This window comes from Clostridiales bacterium (assembly GCA_030016385.1).
Taxonomy (GTDB): domain Bacteria; phylum Bacillota; class Clostridia; order Clostridiales; family Oxobacteraceae; genus JASEJN01.
In genome coordinates this window covers 1-16,406 of sequence record JASEJN010000007.1, presented here as the reverse complement: position 1 = coordinate 16,406, position 16,406 = coordinate 1, and the positions used below count along the sequence as shown (strand labels likewise).

Sequence of the window (16,406 nt, the reverse complement as noted above, 5' to 3'; positions counted from 1 at the left end):
TCAACGCGATGCAAAATTAAATATAAAATTTACTGCTGCCTGACACTCTGTAATCATTCCTATTTCGATGGAATCTTCATCAATATCGAACAAAGGGCTATGGGCAGAATTTACAATCCCCTTTTTTTCGTTTCTGCATCCAAGCCTGTAAAAGGCTGAAGGCACATTATAACAGAAATAGGCAAAGTCTTCCACTCCCATAGATGGATTCTCAAGCATCAATACATTTTCCCTGGTTATCTGCTCCGCAGCGGACTTAATAATTAAATCCGTCATTCCCTTATCATTTATAAGGCATGGATATCCCTCATACATGTCAAAGTCAAATGAAGCATTCATAGACTTTGTGATCCCATCCGTAATCTTTACGATCCTTTTAGGTATGGATTTTCTAAGACCGGCATCCATAGTTCTCAGTATACCCTTTAATACGACCTTATCGCAGATAACATTTGGTGCATAACCTCCATTTACGGTTCCGATCGTTAAGACTACAGAATTCAGCGGATTTGTTTCTCTGCTTACCACGCTCTGGAGCGCAGTTAAGACATATGCGGATATCAATATGGCATCCACGCCTTCATGCGGATATGCTCCATGGGAACTTTTCCCTTTTATCGTTATTTCAAAAGGATTTGAAGATGCGTTCATTATTCCGTACTTTATACCTATGCATCCTGCCTTTATGCTCTCTTCCATATGCAAACCTATAACTCCGTTTACATCAGGATCTTTAAGAGCGCCTTCATTTATCATTATTTCCGCTCCGCCAGTCGTTTCTTCAGCAGGCTGAAATATAAGCCTGATATTTCCCGGAAGTTCATCTTTCATACTGTTTAACACTGTTGCGGTGCCTAATAAAATAGCCGTATGGGCGTCATGCCCGCATGCGTGCATTTTTCCGCTGCACTTTGAGGCATAGCTCACATTATTGGCTTCAAGTATCGGAAGGGCATCCATATCCGCTCTTATGCCGATCGTAGGGCCCTTGGGATCTCTGCCATATATAGTTCCTATAACGCCTGTATTTGCGATAATTTTATTTTTTATTCCAAGATTGTCGAGATATGTCCTGACAAGCTTTGAAGTCCTTTTTTCCTCCATGCCAAGCTCAGGATGCATATGTATATCACGTCTTATTCCTATTATGCTCTCTTTAATCTTTGAAGCTTCGCGTCTGATCCTTTTTTTATCGATCATACTACGCCGCCTTCTTTTATAATAAGACGGCCGTCATTAGTTATCATGGCATTTACACCATAAGGAAGCGTAGCTTTCATTTTCTGGTGGCCTATAGCCGCGTTATATAATATAGGGATTTTTAAAGGAATTAATCTGTCGGCAAATACTTCCTCGAGTGTAAAGCTCCTATCGGGATTATTGCTGCTGCAATGCGTCCACTGCCCGAGGACGATTCCCCGGCAGTTATCCATTTTGCCGCCTAATATAAGCTGGGTCAGCATTCTATCGACCCTGTACGGCTCTTCGCCTACATCCTCTATAAAGAGTATAGAGCCGTCAAGATCTATCTCAAATGGCGTCCCTATCGTCGATACCATTACAGTCAGATTGCCGCCTACCAATCTGCCGCATCCTGTACCTGGATAAAGTACCTTGAGTTCCCCGTATTCACGAGGGTTCTCAAATTCACCAATGGGTGTTTCGTCAGTGACACACCTCAGAAAGCTATTTAGTGTATATTCATCAATATCCCCGCCAAAATCGGAGTTCAGCATGGGCCCATGAAATGTAACCATATTGCACATCTTGTTTATAGCTATATGCAGGGCCGTTATATCGCTATATCCTATAAAGACCTTTGGATTTGCAGAAATCGTACTGTAGTTTATTTTATCAAGAATCCTGAGCGTACCATACCCGCCTCTCAAACACAGAACAGCATCTATGCCATCGGATTCAAAAAAACTGTTGAATTCATCGGCTCTCTGTCCATCGCCAGATGAAAAGTAACCCTTTTTACTGTATATGTTTTTTCCTTCAACTACATTGAACCCCAATCTTTTTAAGACATCTACGCCCTTTTTAATTCTTTCTGCATTGATGATTGGGCCGGCCGGAGCTATAATCCCAATAGTACTCCCTTTTCTTAATTTGTTCGGTTTTATCATCATAATTAAATCACCTGCGCGTTTTATATTCTCTTTAACTCATCCGGTATTATATCATTTTCTATTATTTCATCATAAGTCTCTCTTTTCGATATGACATAGCTGCCTCCATCATTTATAAGTACGACACAGGGCTTGGGTATTCCGTTATAATTGCTTGACATGGACAGCCCATAAGCACCGGTGCTGAATATGGATATTATATCACCCGTATTTACCTTAGGCATGTTTATATCCTTTACCAGTATGTCGCCGGACTCACAGCATTTGCCTGCAATCGTGACAACTTCACAATCCGATGAGTTCATCCTGTTTGCAACGGCAGCCTCATACTTTGCCCTGTATAATGCAGGACGGATGTTATCTGTCATGCCGCCGTCGACTATTACATATTTTCTTATGCCGGGTATATTTTTAATAGCCCCTACGTTATAAAGAGTCGTACCTGCATTGCCAATGATGGATCTTCCGGGTTCCACCAGTATGCACGGTCTCTTCAGATTATAAATATCAGCATTTTTCTTTACGCAATCTGTTATCGATTCCGCAATCACTTTCTTTGGAAGGGGAGAATCACCATCAGAATAATATATGCCAAACCCTCCTCCAAAATCAATCTCTGGAATATCCGCTTCAAATTCTTTTTTTATTATACTTGCAAACTTCATCATAACATTTACAGCTTCTATATATGGCTGTATTTCAAATATCTGTGACCCTATATGGCAGTGTAACCCCATAAGGGATATATTTTCCATACTCTTAGCTATTTTGACAGCATTGAGCGCTTGGTCGTTCAGTAACGGAAATCCGAACTTTGAATCTATCTGGCCGGTTTTTATATAATCATGTGTATGCGCCTCAACACCCGGGGATACTCTTATATAAATATTGATAACTTTCCCCGACTGCTTTGCAAATGCGCCTGTTTTCATTAATTCAGACATGTTGTCAACGACTATTCTTCCGACTCCATGCTCTGCAGCCATTTTCAATTCACTATCTGTTTTGTTGTTGCCATGAAATATTATTCTATCCGGCGGAAAACCCGCTCTAAGTGCAGTATATAACTCGCCTCCGGAAACAACATCCAGGCAAAGTCCTTCCTCTTCGACAATCCTGCACATCGCCAGGTCCAGAAAAGCCTTCCCGGCATATACTACTTTTACTCTGTCATAATTGCTCGAAAAACAGTTTATATAATCCCTGCAGTTTTTTCGTATAAGGTACTCATCTATTAAATATAAAGGTGTACCATATTTTTTAACAAGTTCTACAGTATCGCATCCTCCAATTTCCAGATGGTTAAACTGATTGATTCTTGCCGTCCCATGCAGTCTCATTATTTCTTTCACCCAACCCTCTAAATTATTTATATTCAAATCGCTGTGAAACGCTCTTTATATTGGTAAATGCATCCACAAATAATTTGGATACACTTAATTTGTATAAAGCGATTCGATTTAAATAAATATTATACATCAAAATCGTACAAATTAAAATAAATCATACTATTTTTTTTAATTTAAAATCTAAATAATCGCAGGATACTAGATGAAATCTTATACCTTCATACAGACCTTCAACTACTGTTTCCCTATTGGCATTATGTAAATGCCCGTAAACGCATATGCTTGTTTTGTGCTCTTTCATTATATCAATGAACTCACTGGCCTCCCTTTTTTCATTTACGGGAGGAAAATGCATCATTACGATTACAGCCTTTGCAGGATTAGCCGGTATACTTGAAAATGAGAGCTTCAGCCTTATAATCTCTCTTTTGTATATTTTTTCATCTTCCATTTTAAATCTTTCGTCGCCGGGAAGTATCCATCCTCTTGTACCGCATATATAATAATCGTCAAGCTCTATGTTATTATTCTGGATTATGTCTATATTTTCTGGAAGCGTTCTTTTCAATTTTGCAGGTGACGCCCACCAGTAATCATGATTACCGCGTAAAAATATCTTTTTGCCAGGCATTTTTGATATATCATTTATATCGTACATTGCGTCTTTTAAGCTCATCGCCCATGAAATATCGCCGGGAATTAATACAGTATCGTCTTCCTTTACGCTATTTTGCCAGGCATTTTTTATTTTGTCCCAGTGATTCTGCCATTTTTGACCGAATATATCCATAGGTTTGGGATTTACACCTGATAAATGCAAATCGCTCACAGCAAAAATACTCATATCAAAGCTCCTCTATATATAAAAAACTGCTAACTTGAAATCAGCAGTAAAAAAATTAAAATCTTAATTTTTCTTGCAAGTTTTCCTGTATGCAATGGTGTTTATTCTCTATTTTGAACATCTAATAACTAAAGTCATGCGAGTATGCAAAGAAACATCATCAATTCTATGCCGGGCATAATCGACGCATGTTCTTATATCTCATGTCTTATTCTCTTCTGCCGGCTTGTTTTCTGCGGGAACATCGGACTTACCCTTATCTTGTGCATCACTCTGCGGTTTATCCTGCAAATTGGCATTGTTGTTTCCCTTGTCTATAACGCTTCCTGGTGCATTAAGACTGTCGCTGTTATTGCCCACTGCATTATCTGGTTTGCTCTTGGAATCCTTTTTTTCCGTCTTGTTATCTTTCGTATTCTTTTGAACATATCTTCTGCTGTAGTTTGGTATATTAGGTTTTGGCTTTGAAGATTCCTGTGCGATACTGTCATCTTCATGAAAGTTATTCTGCATATACATGGGAACATCTTTGCTGTCGGCAATTTTTACATTATATATAAATTCTTTGATAAACTGGCCATTTGCTTTTACATCAGGGACAAGAACATCTGCCATGTCACCGCCTATATTCACCCTTTGCGAATTAAAATAGCCATCAACAGGCACTCTTAATGTTTGTACGGCATTATTAAACTTATATGCTGAAAGGCCTAAACTCACAATATTTTGAAGAGGCACATTCGTCTGCACATATGATACAAGCGTGGTCAAAAGATCTGGGATTCTGAGAGCATTGACAGTTTTAGCCTTATCCATCAAGCATTTTAAGACAAGCCTTTGTCTTTCCGTCCTTTCGTAATCCCCATTGCCCACTTTACGGATTCTTGAATAGGAAAGGGCTTGTTGGCCGTTCAAATGTTGAAATCCGCTTTCTTTTAACAGTGTTGCATTTTTCCCATTGACTTCAGATATATACTTATTGACTTCTTTTAGTTCATAATCCTTGACATCGATATCTATTCCGCCCATTTTATCCACAAGCTCCTGAAAGGCCTCAAAATCAATTATCGCATAATACTTCAAATCGAGCCCAAAATTATTGTTTATAGTATCTATGGCCATTTCAGGTCCTCCTATGGAATAGGCGGAATTTATCCGGTTCATAGACTTCCCATTACCGATATCAACATATAAATCCCTCATAAGGGAAATTAATTTTATCGCCTTTGAATTTTTATCTATGGTTGCTATTATTATTGAATCCGTTCTTCCGTGCTCGGTAGGAGTCCTGTTGTCCACACCGAAAAGCACAATATTCTCAACTCCGCTCTCCTTTTCATTCGGCACATCCAAAAGCTGCCCCATCGATTCTTCATCGGAGTTTATAGAAGTTTTTACTATTGTGGGGGATTTTCTGAAATATAATAGATAAGTAAAATATATGCAATATGCCAAAATAGGTATCATTATACATGTGATAACAATCCATAAGATTCTCTTTTTGCTAAATGTTATTCTCTTCTCCATCTTCATTCCCCTTAATAAAGGATTAATATAGACTATATTATACAATAACATTTCTTAAAAATCAAAAAATTAAGTCCACAAATCTTTTGTGTCTTTTAGTATTTTTGATTTTCTCTTCTTTGTTTCCTCCCTGTCCACAATAAAACTCCCCTTTACTTTTTTGATCACATCCCCCTCCTTGGCACAGCTTTCGATCTCAGACATCGAAATATTCACCATCTTTCCTCCATCCATTTCAACCACAGCATATTTCCCTTCGAATCTGTCTATTACACCTTTCACATATACCCTTCCTTCCATGGAAAAAATATCTATATTTAATTATACTACACTTTTTTATATTTTATATATGTTGTGCAACTCATCTATTTGATTACCGTGAAAATGCTTGCCATGGGGGTGTATGTGTTAGACTCGAGGAATAATTATTCTAAATCGCCAAGCTCGAAGTATATAGAATCTGTAAACTTGTGTATTTTGAACACTCATTCGCCAGATTCAAGTCCTGACAAATTGAAATACCACGCAAGATTACATTTAATATTCAAATTTTGTATGATAGAATATATGTATAAATACATGTCTTTGATTTTACGGGGGTGAACTTTTTATGCGATTGAGACAGGTAGCCGATATTTTGGGCGCTGATATATTATGCGGCAGGGACAAGCTTGGTCTGGAAATATATTATGCTTTCAGTTCAGATCTCATGAGCGATGTACTTTCGTATGCCAATAAAAAAACTCTTTTGCTCACCGGCCTTATAAATCCGCAGGTGGTGAGAACGGCGGAGATGATCGATATGCCTGCGATCGTTTTTGTCAGGAACAAAAAACCCGGCGATATCATAATAAAACTTGCACATGAAAATAATTTCGTAATACTTAGCACATCACATAGTCTGTATACTGCGTCGGGACTTCTTTATGCATCCGGGCTTAAGGGAATACAGATAGACTCCTGAAGACGGGAATCACAATATATGAATAATTCACTCGGCGTTGGTTACAAATTTGATATTGAAAAGTGCGATTTTATAAGAGCCGGTCAGGCATCGAGCACGATAAAAAAGCTTTTAAGCAAAATAGGCATAGACCCTTTGATAATCAGAAGAGCGGCGATAGCAGCCTATGAGGCTGAAATAAACATAGTGATACACTCAAATGGCGGAGCGATTTCCATAAACATTAATCCCTCATTCATACAAATCATCGCAGAAGATAAAGGCCCCGGCATAGACAATATAGAACTTGCCATGCAAGACGGTTATTCGACGGCTCCTGATTGGATAAGAGAAATGGGCTTTGGAGCCGGTATGGGATTATCCAATATGAAAAAATGCTCGGATTGTTTCAATATTGATACTGAAAAAGGCAAATATACAAAGGTAACGATGAAATTATTTCTATAAGTTGGTGATATTTATGGAAAATAAATATTTTCACTCAGTAATACTGAAACCTGAAAGATGCATCGGGTGCACGTACTGCCTCAGAGTATGTCCTACTGAAGCTATAAGGTTGAAAAATAAAAAAGCAAGCATAATTGCGCAGCGCTGTATCGATTGCGGAGAATGCATCAGGATTTGCCCAAATCATGCAAAGAGTGCAATCACAGATAATATAGAAGATATCAAAGGCAAGTTTAAATACAATGTGGCTCTTGTACTCCCGGTTTTATACGGTCAATTCGATACTATATACTCCCCCGATAAAATACTGTCGGCTATAAAATACTTAGGATTCGATGACGTATACGATATATCCCAGGGAGCAGAAATTATCGGGGCAATTGCTGAAGATATAATCAAAAATCACAGTACAAAACCTGTGATAAGTTCTTCATGCCCTGCAATATTAAGGCTCATACAGGTCAGATTTCCGGAGCTTATACCTAATATACTTGATATAGAAACGCCCACGGAAATAAGCGCAAGGATCATTAAAAACCGCATCTCAAAAGAAAAAGGCCTGGATATTAAAGATATCGGCATAACTCTTATAACTCCTTGCACTGCCAGAGTTACAAGCATAAAAAATCCGATTGGCGTTGAACATTCATTTATCGACAGTTCAATTTCCATAAAAGATATATATGTACCAATTTTAAAAGCTCTTTCTTCCGGCAATGTAAATGAAACAAAACATTCTATGCCTACATTAAACGGTATAATATGCAATAACTCGGATGACTTTTCAATGTTTTCAAGTTACCGGAAGTCATTATCCGTCAATGGAATCCATAATGCGATTTCCATACTTGAGGAAATTGAACTCGGAAGGCTGAATAACCTTTCATTTATAGAGATCGCGGCCTGCCCGGGAGGCTGCCTTGGAGGACCTCTTGTAGTGGAAAACAGATATATAGCTTTGAATAATATAAAAAATATCGCCAAAAAGTTAAAAAATCATGTGATAGATAAAAGCAATATAAACAGTTATTTTGAAATGTACAATAACGGTTCGATCAGACTCGTTAAAAGCATCGAGCCAAGGTCCGTTACAAGGCTCGACTTGGATATTAAAAAATCTATAAAAAAATTGAATCTCATACAGAATATTTTAGATAAATTGCCCGGGATAAATTGCGGCATCTGCGGATCTCCAACATGCCAGGCATTTGCAGAAGATTTTGTTACAGGCAACAGAAGCGATTATATATGTCCCGTACAGGAAATAGAGCGAAAAAAAGGCTTAAAGGAGAAAAATAATATGATTGTAAAAGATATAATGGATAGATTGAATTTAAAATTGGCTGCGGGTGAAAGCGGCCTTAAAAGGGAAATAAAAGATGTTTATACATGTGACCTCCTAAGCTGGGTGATGGCACATGCTGATGCAAAAAGCGCCTGGGTTACGATACAGACTCATGTTAATATAGTTGCTGTCGCAGTACTTCTTGATTTATCATGCATTATTATACCTGAAAATGCTGAGATATCTGACGAAACAAAAAATAAAGCGGACGATGAATCGATACCCCTTCTCATCTCGGATGAAAATGCTTATAAAATATGCTATGAATTGCACCAAGAACTTATAAGGTAACCGACATGAAAGCAGCCTATGACCTTCATATTCATTCGGCGCTTTCACCATGCGCTGATGACGATATGACTCCAAACAATATAGTGAATATGTCTATAATCAAGGGATTGGACATAATATCTGTCACAGACCACAATAGTTCCTTTAATTTGCAGGCTCTATACAATGTGTCTGTAAGGAATGGGATTATGCTCATACCGGGAATAGAAGTCCAGACAAAAGAGGAAGTTCATATGCTATGCTATTTTAAAAATGTTCGAAACGCTATCGAATTCGGAAATATAATATATGAAAATTTGCCCGATGTGGAAAATGATGAACAGCTGTTTGGAAAACAGCTGATTATGGATGATATGGATAATGTAATAGGAAAAGCCTGCAAACTGCTTCTATCATCTGCGGATATCCTGATAGACAACCTTTGGGATATAGTTAAAAGCTTTAAAGGCGTGTGCATACCAGCACATGTAGACAGGGCGTCATACAGTATAATATCAAACTTGGGATTCATTCCATCCACTTTGAATATAAAAACAGTGGAGATTTCAAAATACGAACATTTTGAATCCTTTATTGAAAAGTTCCCGTATTTAAAGGGATTAAGAACTATTACATCATCGGATGCTCATTACCTTGGTGATATTTTTGAAAGGCAAAGTTTTATGGACATAGACGATTTCACCTGTACTGCAATTTTTAATTATATAAAGGGTAAATGAAGGGAGCTGTCTCTAAATAAATTTTATATACAAAATACTGACTCCATAAATTTTAGTTGCTCAACATTTTGTATTATTTCTTTATTTTGAGACAGCTCCTTAGTATTTAAATATTAAAATCTGCTTCTTTTTGTATAATGCGTATGGAGAAGTTCATGGGCTAAGCTGCTGTTTGGCTTACCTAAAAACTCATCATACAAAACCTTTACTTCATGATTTTCGTGGGATTTTCTTATGGGCATACTTCTATCAATTTCATAGATCGAATCCATTCTTTTCACTTTGGAATCTGCGATCTCATCCTTATCTTCTATAAACGGCTGACCTCCGCCATTTATACATCCGCCTGGGCATCCCATTATCTCTATAAACTGGTAATCCGCCTCACCGTTTTTAATCCTCTCAAGGAGTTTTTTAGCATTGCCTGTTCCATGCGCAACCGCTACTTTTACTTTCATATCTCCGATGTCAACCTGTGCCTCTTTAATTCCTTCAAATCCCCTCACAGATGTAAATTCGATATTTCCAAGTTCCTTGCCGGTAGCAACCTCTGAAACAGTTCTAAGGGCCGCTTCCATTACACCGCCTGTAACGCCGAATATTACAGCCGCTCCCGTCGATTCTCCGAGTATATTATCAAACTTGCTGTCTTCTAGCTTTACAAAATTTATCCTTGCCTCTTTAATCATTTTCGCAAGCTCTCTTGTCGTCAATACCACATCGACATCAGGAAGGCCATTATTCGAAAGCTCTGGTCTCTTGCATTCGAATTTCTTTGCCGTGCATGGCATTATTGAAACCACAAATATTTTCGATGAGTCAATACCTGCCTTTTTTGCATAATAAGTCTTTGCAATAGCGCCGAACATTTCATGAGGAGATTTGCATGTAGAAAGATTATCTAAGAATTCAGGAAAATAATGTTCACAGAACTTAATCCATCCCGGGGAACATGATGTAATCATCGGAAGCTTTCCGCCATTTTTTATTCTGTTCAGCAGTTCTGTTCCCTCTTCCATTATTGTAAGATCCGCTCCGAAATCCGTATCGAATACCTTGTCAAATCCAAGCCTTCTTAATGCGGTAACCATCTTACCCGTAACTTTTGCTCCTCTTTCCATCCCGAACTCTTCACCAAGCCCTACTCTAACAGCAGGTGCGGTTTGTACAATTACATGCATATCCGGGTCTGACAATGCTCTCCAGACTTCTTCCGTATCATCTTTTTCGCTTAGTGCTCCTACAGGGCATACTTTTATGCACTGACCGCAGTTTATGCAGCCAACTTCATTCAAGGATTTCCCGAATGCAGGAGAAATAGTCGTCCTTATACCTCTCATGGTAAAATCTATGACCCCTACACCCTGTACTTTTTTGCAGACATTTACACACCTTCCGCAGAGTATGCATTTGCTGGGATCCCTTACTATCGAGGGTGAAAGATCATCTATTTTATTATCCATTTTATATGGTTCATATGGTACTTCTTTAATATTCATCTCATCGCATAGCCTTTGAAGCTCACAGTTCAAATTCTTGGGGCATATCGTACATTCCCTGTTATGCCTTGCAAGTATGAGTTCAAGTACCATCTTTCTTGCTTCTCTTACCCTAAACGTGTTTGTTTTAACTACCATGCCCTCACTTACAGGGAGAACACATGAAGCTTGAAGCGTGCGGGCTCTCTCAACCTCCACCACGCACATTCTACAAGCCCCGACTTCATTGATACCCTTAAGATAGCAGAGAGTAGGAATATCTATATTCAAACTTTTTGCTGCTTTCAGTACAGTATAATTGGAAGGCACCTGTGCCTTGATACCATCTATTGTTATATTAACCATTTGCATGTTCAAACACTCCTCCCTTATTTTTTACTTATCGCTTTGAACGGGCACTTTGACATACATAAACCACATTTCAAGCATTTTTTCTGATCTATTGTATGAGGTTCTCTGATCTTCCCGGATATTGCATGTGCAGGACAGTTTCTTGCGCATAAACCGCACCCTTTGCAAAGCGATGGATCTATTGTGTATTTCAGGAGTGCCTGACACTTACCGGCAGGACATCTCTTCTCTTTTATATGGGCTTCATATTCATTCCTAAAATACTTAAGCGTCGATAATACAGGATTTGGAGCTGTTTGACCTAATCCGCAAAGTGCCGAATCCTTTATAATCTTTGCTAAATGTTCAAGTTTTTCTATGTCTCCTTCTTCTCCCTTGCCGGAACATATTCTCTCCAGTATTTCCAGCATCCTTTTTGTACCTTCACGGCACGGCGTACATTTTCCGCAGGATTCATCGACAGTAAATTCCAGGAAGAACCTTGCAATATCAACCATGCAGGTTGTATCATCCATTACTATTAGTCCGCCTGACCCCATCATGGAGCCGAGCGCTATAAGGTTATCGTAATCTATGGGCACATCCAGTTTGGATGCAGGAATACATCCGCCCGAAGGTCCTCCGGTTTGCGCAGCCTTAAATTTTCTGCCGTTCGGAATTCCTCCTCCTATATCGAATATTATCTCCCTCATTGTAGTTCCCATAGGTATCTCGACAAGGCCGGTATTATTTATTTTACCTCCGAGGGCAAAAACTTTAGTACCTTTGGATTTTTCCGTTCCTATGCTTGCAAACCATTCGGGTCCCTTTAATATGATCTGGCAAACATTCGCATAAGTTTCAACATTATTGAGTATTGTAGGTTTTGCAAACAACCCCTTGACAGCCGGAAAAGGCGGCCTTGGCGTCGGCATTCCTCTCTTGCCTTCTATCGAACGCATAAGAGCGGTTTCTTCTCCACATACAAATGCCCCTGCGCCCAACCTTATTTCTATATCAAAGTCAAAACCCATGCCGAGTATATTTTTACCGAGAAGTCCGTATTCTCTTGCCTGTCCAATTGCAATCGTAAGCCTCTTGACGGCCACTGGATATTCGGCACGTACATATATATATCCTTGATTTGAACCTATGGCATAACCTGCGATAGCCATTGCCTCAAGAACAGAATGGGGATCACCTTCAAGCACGGACCTGTCCATAAATGCTCCTGGATCTCCTTCATCTGCGTTACAGCATACATACTTCTGATCATCCTTTGATGCCGCTGCAAACTGCCACTTTCTGCCGGTTGGAAAACCTGCTCCGCCTCTTCCCCTTAAACCCGAACGGGAAATAGTATCTATAACCTCCTGCGGAGTCATCTGCGTCAGTACCTTTTCAAGAGCCTTATATCCATCAAATGCTATATATTCATCGATATTTTCAGGATTTATAACTCCGCAATTTCTGAGGGCTCTCCTGACCTGTTTTTTATAAAACGGAACCTCATTTAACGATTTTAACCTTCCCTCATCGATTGCCTCATGGTATAATAATCTTTTAACAACCCTTCCTTTTAAAAGATGCTCGGTTACGATTTCATGAACATCTTCAGGCTTCACCCTGCTGTAAAAAGCCGCTTCAGGATAAACAATTACAACCGGTCCAAGGGCGCAAAGGCCAAAACACCCTGTCCTTTCTATAATTATCTCTTTATCAAGGCCATACTCTTTGAGTTCTTTTTCAAAATTCTGTGCAATTTGTTCCGAATTTGAAGAGCTGCAGCCTGTACCTTTACAAATCATTACATGAGAACGATACATCTTCATATATCTATCTCCCCTTCCATCACATGTTATTTTTGCAGTATAAGTTATTTTTTCTCTTCGGAACCAATTGTGTATTCATTTACAACTTTGCCTAACATCACATGTTCCCTAACAACCCTTTTGGCCTTGTCAGAAGTCATCCTTACATAAGTGACTTTTTCCTCGCCGGGCCTATAAACTTCAACTATCGGCTCCAATCTGCATACTCCGATGCATCCTGTCTGTGCCACAACGACATCGGATAAATTATTTTTGCTTACCTCATCCATAATACTGGCAAGGACTGGTCTTGCCCCAGCAGCGATTCCGCATGTTGCCATACCAACAACGATCCTCGTCCCTGAACGATCCTTCCTGATATTTATCGTCTGAAGCGTTCTTTTTCTTATTTCCTCCAGCTCTTGAATTGTCTTCAATCATCTACACCTCCATATAAATTCTTAATCCCGCTTTTCAGAAAATTTACAAGCCATTTATATACTTCTGGAGAATCAATTGGAACTCCCTTCAATATTCTTCTTATCTCCCTCGTATCCAGGCAAAACTCACTTTCATTATACTTTTGCTTATAAACAATATCTATATCATTATTACATGCTATTATCTCAGCTATTGTGTCCCACATGTTACCGATCGGCGCCCTATCTATGTGACTGTCTATAAAGCTTGCCGTGACCTTTGTTCCCTTCCCTATCTCGGATTCTATATTTAAGCAGCCACCGCACCTTTCAGAAGCAGCGGATAAAAGAGATATCCCAAGCCCTACTCTTCTCTCTGTTCGCGAAGTATAAAAAGGATCTTTGACTTTTTCTATAAGTTTTTTATCTATTCCCTTGCCATTGTCTTTAACTGAAATAACCAGAATATCCTTTGATGTATTTTCATCAATTAAAATCTCTATCATATCGGCACCTGCCGATATGGAGTTCTGTACTAAATCCAGTATATGCAGTGAAAGTTCTTTCATTTTAATTATATTTTTCCAGTATCTTGGGAATGTCATCGGGCACTAAACGTCCGTATACCTCCCCATCGATCATCATAACAGGTGCTAGACCGCAGCAGCCAAGGCATCTTGTAGCATCAAGCGTAAATCTGCCGTCATCGGTTGTATCTCCGCTACCCTTGACTTTAAGCGATTCTAAGAGTTTACTAAAGATTTCTTTAGAACCTTTTACATAACATGCAGTACCAAGGCACACGCTTATTGTATGTTTACCTCTAGGTTTAAGCGTAAACCTGGAATAAAATGTCGCAACACCATATATTTCCGCAAGAGAAATATTCAATGCCTTCGATACATCTTCAAGTGCAAACCTCGGAAGATACCCAAATGCATCTTGAATTCCATTTAATACAAGCATCAAAGCACCCTTGGTATTTTTATGATTTTCAATTATTTTTTTTACCTTTTCATTTCCAATCTGTGACTGGGTTTTCACCTTGCATCCGCAGCTTTGTCCATCGTTTAAAGTTGCATCACTCACTTCAAATCTCTCCTTTTCTTATTTGTTAATTCTTTAACTTATGTAAGCAAAAAAAGCAGTAAAATAGCGACTTATAATATTTTACCACTTTTTTTTATGAAATCATATAGAAACAATTTATAATATTTCAATTCATCAAACTTTTACTTCGTTCTGTCTATTTTATGCGATACATGCTTTTAATAAAAGATATGCCTGTATCGGTTCTAAAGTATTTTTGGCAAATTTTGCTTGCATGCTCCCCATCTATTCCATCTTCAAATATATTTACGATGAAATCTGCTTCTATGAGCGCCTGAAAGTCTATGCCGTCAATTCTGTCGTATGTATGATGATTCCCTATCAGATAACAGACCCTATCTACAAAATCTTTTCTTAAATTAAACTCTCTCAAAATATCGCGAGCGATAGGCGGCCCTTCCATTTCCTGATATTTGCCTGCAGATGACGAATATTTTTTCTCGCTCTCCTTAATCCCTATATCATGTAAAATGGCAGCCGCTTCAAGGATTTTAAGCTTTTCACCGGATATGCCCTCTATCTCTCCTATAGTTTTTGCAAATCCGTGAACCTTAAGCGCATGATTTATCCGCTTAACATCGCCGTCAAAATATATTATCATTTTCTCTGTAATCTCACTTATCAAGTTTACCATTTCCACCACTCCAGATTAATATTACAGCTCATGCAATACCCATACATTAGGTTCTATATATTCTGCGATATTCTTTGAAACATAGGCCTTAACCGGAACTAATGCCCCGCCTATCACATAGTCGCCGCTACTTAGCATTTTTATATCTGCCCACTCATCCCAGTCCTTTATTTTCCCGGGAATATACATGGCTTTGTGGCATACTTTAATTATTTTTGCTCCAAGTTTGACGTGAACCCTGAGCCATGGGTCAAATGGAAATCCATCTTCTCTTTTCCATCCGATATAAGTCTCCATTGGAATTAACGGATATTTGCTCTTTAGATTTGGTCTTACTGGTACAATTAAAGATTTAAAACCTTTTCGAACAGCAAAAGACTTCATTTCATCGACAAGCAGATAGCTTAGCCCTTTCCCCTGAAATTTTTTGCTTATCCCTATCTGAAGACCGCATAAAATATCAGGTTCCTTTTCGTCCCCATTATCCTTAAACCCTTTAAGCAAAGCCCAATCCCAACCCTTTTCTGGCAGCATATCCAAACTATCGTTAAAACAAAGCGGTATGGAATTTATAAGACCTGCCGCTTCACCATTTATCATTATAGTAAGCTGATATTCCGGAAATGTCTTGTATAAGTTTCCCCAATTCCCATTTGAAACCGGATCATGAAGAATAAACTCAGGCCAGATGTGAGATGTGAGCTCATTATGTACATTTCTCTGTTCGGGACTTTCCAAGGCAGATATTACAGTATAATCCACTTTATATGACCCCCCATTAAAAAACTAACTGACATCAGATTGTAAGATAAGGCTAAACTTCTATTCGCAATATGAACTTATGTTATTTTGAACACTCATTCGACAGATTCAAGTCTTGTAAGTTCTAAAGCCTGCAGCCTTAAGAATCCAAGAGCTTTTGAAACTCACCTGCGTTCAGACATTCAAAAGCTCTAAGGATTCTTATGCGGCAGCAGGCCAAGAA

At 38.7% G+C, this 16,406-nt stretch carries 17 protein-coding genes; 4 read left to right on the top strand and 13 right to left on the bottom strand.

The window, feature by feature from the left end; genetic code table 11:
• The 6 genes from QME45_02940 to QME45_02915 all read right to left on the bottom strand — a co-directional run bounded on the left by QME45_02940 (position 1) and on the right by QME45_02915 (position 6,134).
• Entirely contained in the window at positions 1 to 1,200 is a 1,200-nt protein-coding gene (locus QME45_02940) for a M20 family metallopeptidase (protein MDI6617617.1), read from the bottom strand.
• Positions 1,197 to 2,132, bottom strand: a complete 936-nt coding sequence (locus QME45_02935) for an LD-carboxypeptidase (protein ID MDI6617616.1) — start codon at positions 2,130 to 2,132, stop codon at positions 1,197 to 1,199. Before QME45_02935 ends, QME45_02940 begins: the two co-directional genes overlap by 4 nt.
• Positions 2,133 to 2,152: 20 nt before the next feature.
• Positions 2,153 to 3,472, bottom strand: coding sequence for a diaminopimelate decarboxylase (gene lysA, locus QME45_02930; GenBank protein MDI6617615.1), 1,320 nt, complete (start codon positions 3,470 to 3,472; stop codon positions 2,153 to 2,155).
• A 163-nt stretch (positions 3,473 to 3,635) separates the two neighbouring features.
• Positions 3,636 to 4,325, bottom strand: coding sequence for a metallophosphoesterase (locus QME45_02925; protein ID MDI6617614.1), 690 nt, complete (start codon positions 4,323 to 4,325; stop codon positions 3,636 to 3,638).
• 201 nt (positions 4,326 to 4,526) lie between these two features.
• A complete protein-coding gene (locus QME45_02920; GenBank protein ID MDI6617613.1) occupies positions 4,527 to 5,852 on the bottom strand; it encodes an LCP family protein in 1,326 nt (441 codons plus the stop codon).
• A gap of 69 nt (positions 5,853 to 5,921) precedes the next feature.
• The gene (locus QME45_02915; protein ID MDI6617612.1) at positions 5,922 to 6,134 is read right to left on the bottom strand and encodes a DUF3006 domain-containing protein; all 213 of its coding nucleotides are present in this window, start codon (positions 6,132 to 6,134) and stop codon (positions 5,922 to 5,924) included.
• Positions 6,135 to 6,462: 328 nt separating this feature from the next.
• Between QME45_02915 and QME45_02910 the strand changes: the two genes are divergently transcribed.
• Genes QME45_02910 through QME45_02895 form a run of 4 tightly spaced genes read left to right on the top strand, consistent with a single transcriptional unit; the run spans position 6,463 to position 9,618 of the window.
• Positions 6,463 to 6,816 (top strand): DRTGG domain-containing protein, encoded by a 354-nt coding sequence (locus QME45_02910; GenBank protein ID MDI6617611.1) that lies wholly within the window; start codon positions 6,463 to 6,465, stop codon positions 6,814 to 6,816.
• An 18-nt stretch (positions 6,817 to 6,834) separates the two neighbouring features.
• On the top strand, positions 6,835 to 7,263 hold the full coding sequence (locus tag QME45_02905; protein MDI6617610.1) for an ATP-binding protein: 429 nt from the start codon (positions 6,835 to 6,837) through the stop codon (positions 7,261 to 7,263).
• Between the two features lie 13 nt (positions 7,264 to 7,276).
• Positions 7,277 to 8,899, top strand: a complete 1,623-nt coding sequence (locus QME45_02900) for a [Fe-Fe] hydrogenase large subunit C-terminal domain-containing protein (GenBank protein MDI6617609.1) — start codon at positions 7,277 to 7,279, stop codon at positions 8,897 to 8,899.
• Between the two features lie 5 nt (positions 8,900 to 8,904).
• A complete protein-coding gene (locus QME45_02895; protein MDI6617608.1) occupies positions 8,905 to 9,618 on the top strand; it encodes a PHP domain-containing protein in 714 nt (237 codons plus the stop codon).
• A 113-nt stretch (positions 9,619 to 9,731) separates the two neighbouring features.
• On the opposite strand, the gene QME45_02890 is transcribed toward QME45_02895, so the two are convergent.
• From QME45_02890 to QME45_02860, 7 genes are all read right to left on the bottom strand, one after another.
• Positions 9,732 to 11,468, bottom strand: a complete 1,737-nt coding sequence (locus QME45_02890; protein ID MDI6617607.1) for an NADH-dependent [FeFe] hydrogenase, group A6 — start codon at positions 11,466 to 11,468, stop codon at positions 9,732 to 9,734.
• Between the two features lie 17 nt (positions 11,469 to 11,485).
• Positions 11,486 to 13,279, bottom strand: a complete 1,794-nt coding sequence (nuoF, locus tag QME45_02885) for an NADH-quinone oxidoreductase subunit NuoF (GenBank protein MDI6617606.1) — start codon at positions 13,277 to 13,279, stop codon at positions 11,486 to 11,488.
• Between the two features lie 44 nt (positions 13,280 to 13,323).
• Complete coding sequence (locus tag QME45_02880; GenBank protein ID MDI6617605.1) at positions 13,324 to 13,695, bottom strand: (2Fe-2S) ferredoxin domain-containing protein; 372 nt, start codon at positions 13,693 to 13,695, stop codon at positions 13,324 to 13,326.
• The gene (locus tag QME45_02875; protein MDI6617604.1) at positions 13,692 to 14,282 is read right to left on the bottom strand and encodes an ATP-binding protein; all 591 of its coding nucleotides are present in this window, start codon (positions 14,280 to 14,282) and stop codon (positions 13,692 to 13,694) included. The genes QME45_02880 and QME45_02875 overlap by 4 nt, the downstream gene beginning before the upstream one ends.
• Positions 14,248 to 14,721: an NADH-quinone oxidoreductase subunit NuoE gene (gene nuoE / locus QME45_02870; GenBank protein ID MDI6617603.1), complete on the bottom strand. Its 474-nt coding sequence runs from the start codon at positions 14,719 to 14,721 to the stop codon at positions 14,248 to 14,250. The genes QME45_02875 and nuoE overlap by 35 nt, the downstream gene beginning before the upstream one ends.
• 202 nt (positions 14,722 to 14,923) lie before the next feature.
• Positions 14,924 to 15,421, bottom strand: coding sequence for an HD domain-containing protein (locus tag QME45_02865; protein ID MDI6617602.1), 498 nt, complete (start codon positions 15,419 to 15,421; stop codon positions 14,924 to 14,926).
• A gap of 21 nt (positions 15,422 to 15,442) precedes the next feature.
• A complete protein-coding gene (locus QME45_02860) occupies positions 15,443 to 16,183 on the bottom strand; it encodes a hypothetical protein (GenBank protein ID MDI6617601.1) in 741 nt (246 codons plus the stop codon).
• Positions 16,184 to 16,406 lie beyond the last annotated feature (223 nt).

Excerpts from the sequence above, each read along its gene's own strand:
- nuoF (MDI6617606.1), bottom strand. The coding sequence starts at position 13,279 with ATGAAGATGTATCGTTCTCATGTAATGATTTGTAAAGGTACAGGCTGC.
- QME45_02935 (MDI6617616.1), bottom strand. The coding sequence starts at position 2,132 with ATGATGATAAAACCGAACAAATTAAGAAAAGGGAGTACTATTGGGATT.
- QME45_02940 (MDI6617617.1), bottom strand. The coding sequence starts at position 1,200 with ATGATCGATAAAAAAAGGATCAGACGCGAAGCTTCAAAGATTAAAGAG.
- QME45_02875 (MDI6617604.1), bottom strand. The coding sequence starts at position 14,282 with ATGACATTCCCAAGATACTGGAAAAATATAATTAAAATGAAAGAACTT.
- QME45_02925 (MDI6617614.1), bottom strand. The coding sequence starts at position 4,325 with ATGAGTATTTTTGCTGTGAGCGATTTGCATTTATCAGGTGTAAATCCC.
- QME45_02910 (MDI6617611.1), top strand. The coding sequence starts at position 6,463 with ATGCGATTGAGACAGGTAGCCGATATTTTGGGCGCTGATATATTATGC.
- QME45_02920 (MDI6617613.1), bottom strand. The coding sequence starts at position 5,852 with ATGGAGAAGAGAATAACATTTAGCAAAAAGAGAATCTTATGGATTGTT.
- lysA (MDI6617615.1), bottom strand. The coding sequence starts at position 3,472 with ATGAGACTGCATGGGACGGCAAGAATCAATCAGTTTAACCATCTGGAA.
- QME45_02890 (MDI6617607.1), bottom strand. The coding sequence starts at position 11,468 with ATGCAAATGGTTAATATAACAATAGATGGTATCAAGGCACAGGTGCCT.
- QME45_02900 (MDI6617609.1), top strand. The coding sequence starts at position 7,277 with ATGGAAAATAAATATTTTCACTCAGTAATACTGAAACCTGAAAGATGC.
- QME45_02865 (MDI6617602.1), bottom strand. The coding sequence starts at position 15,421 with ATGGTAAACTTGATAAGTGAGATTACAGAGAAAATGATAATATATTTT.
- QME45_02905 (MDI6617610.1), top strand. The coding sequence starts at position 6,835 with ATGAATAATTCACTCGGCGTTGGTTACAAATTTGATATTGAAAAGTGC.
- QME45_02895 (MDI6617608.1), top strand. The coding sequence starts at position 8,905 with ATGAAAGCAGCCTATGACCTTCATATTCATTCGGCGCTTTCACCATGC.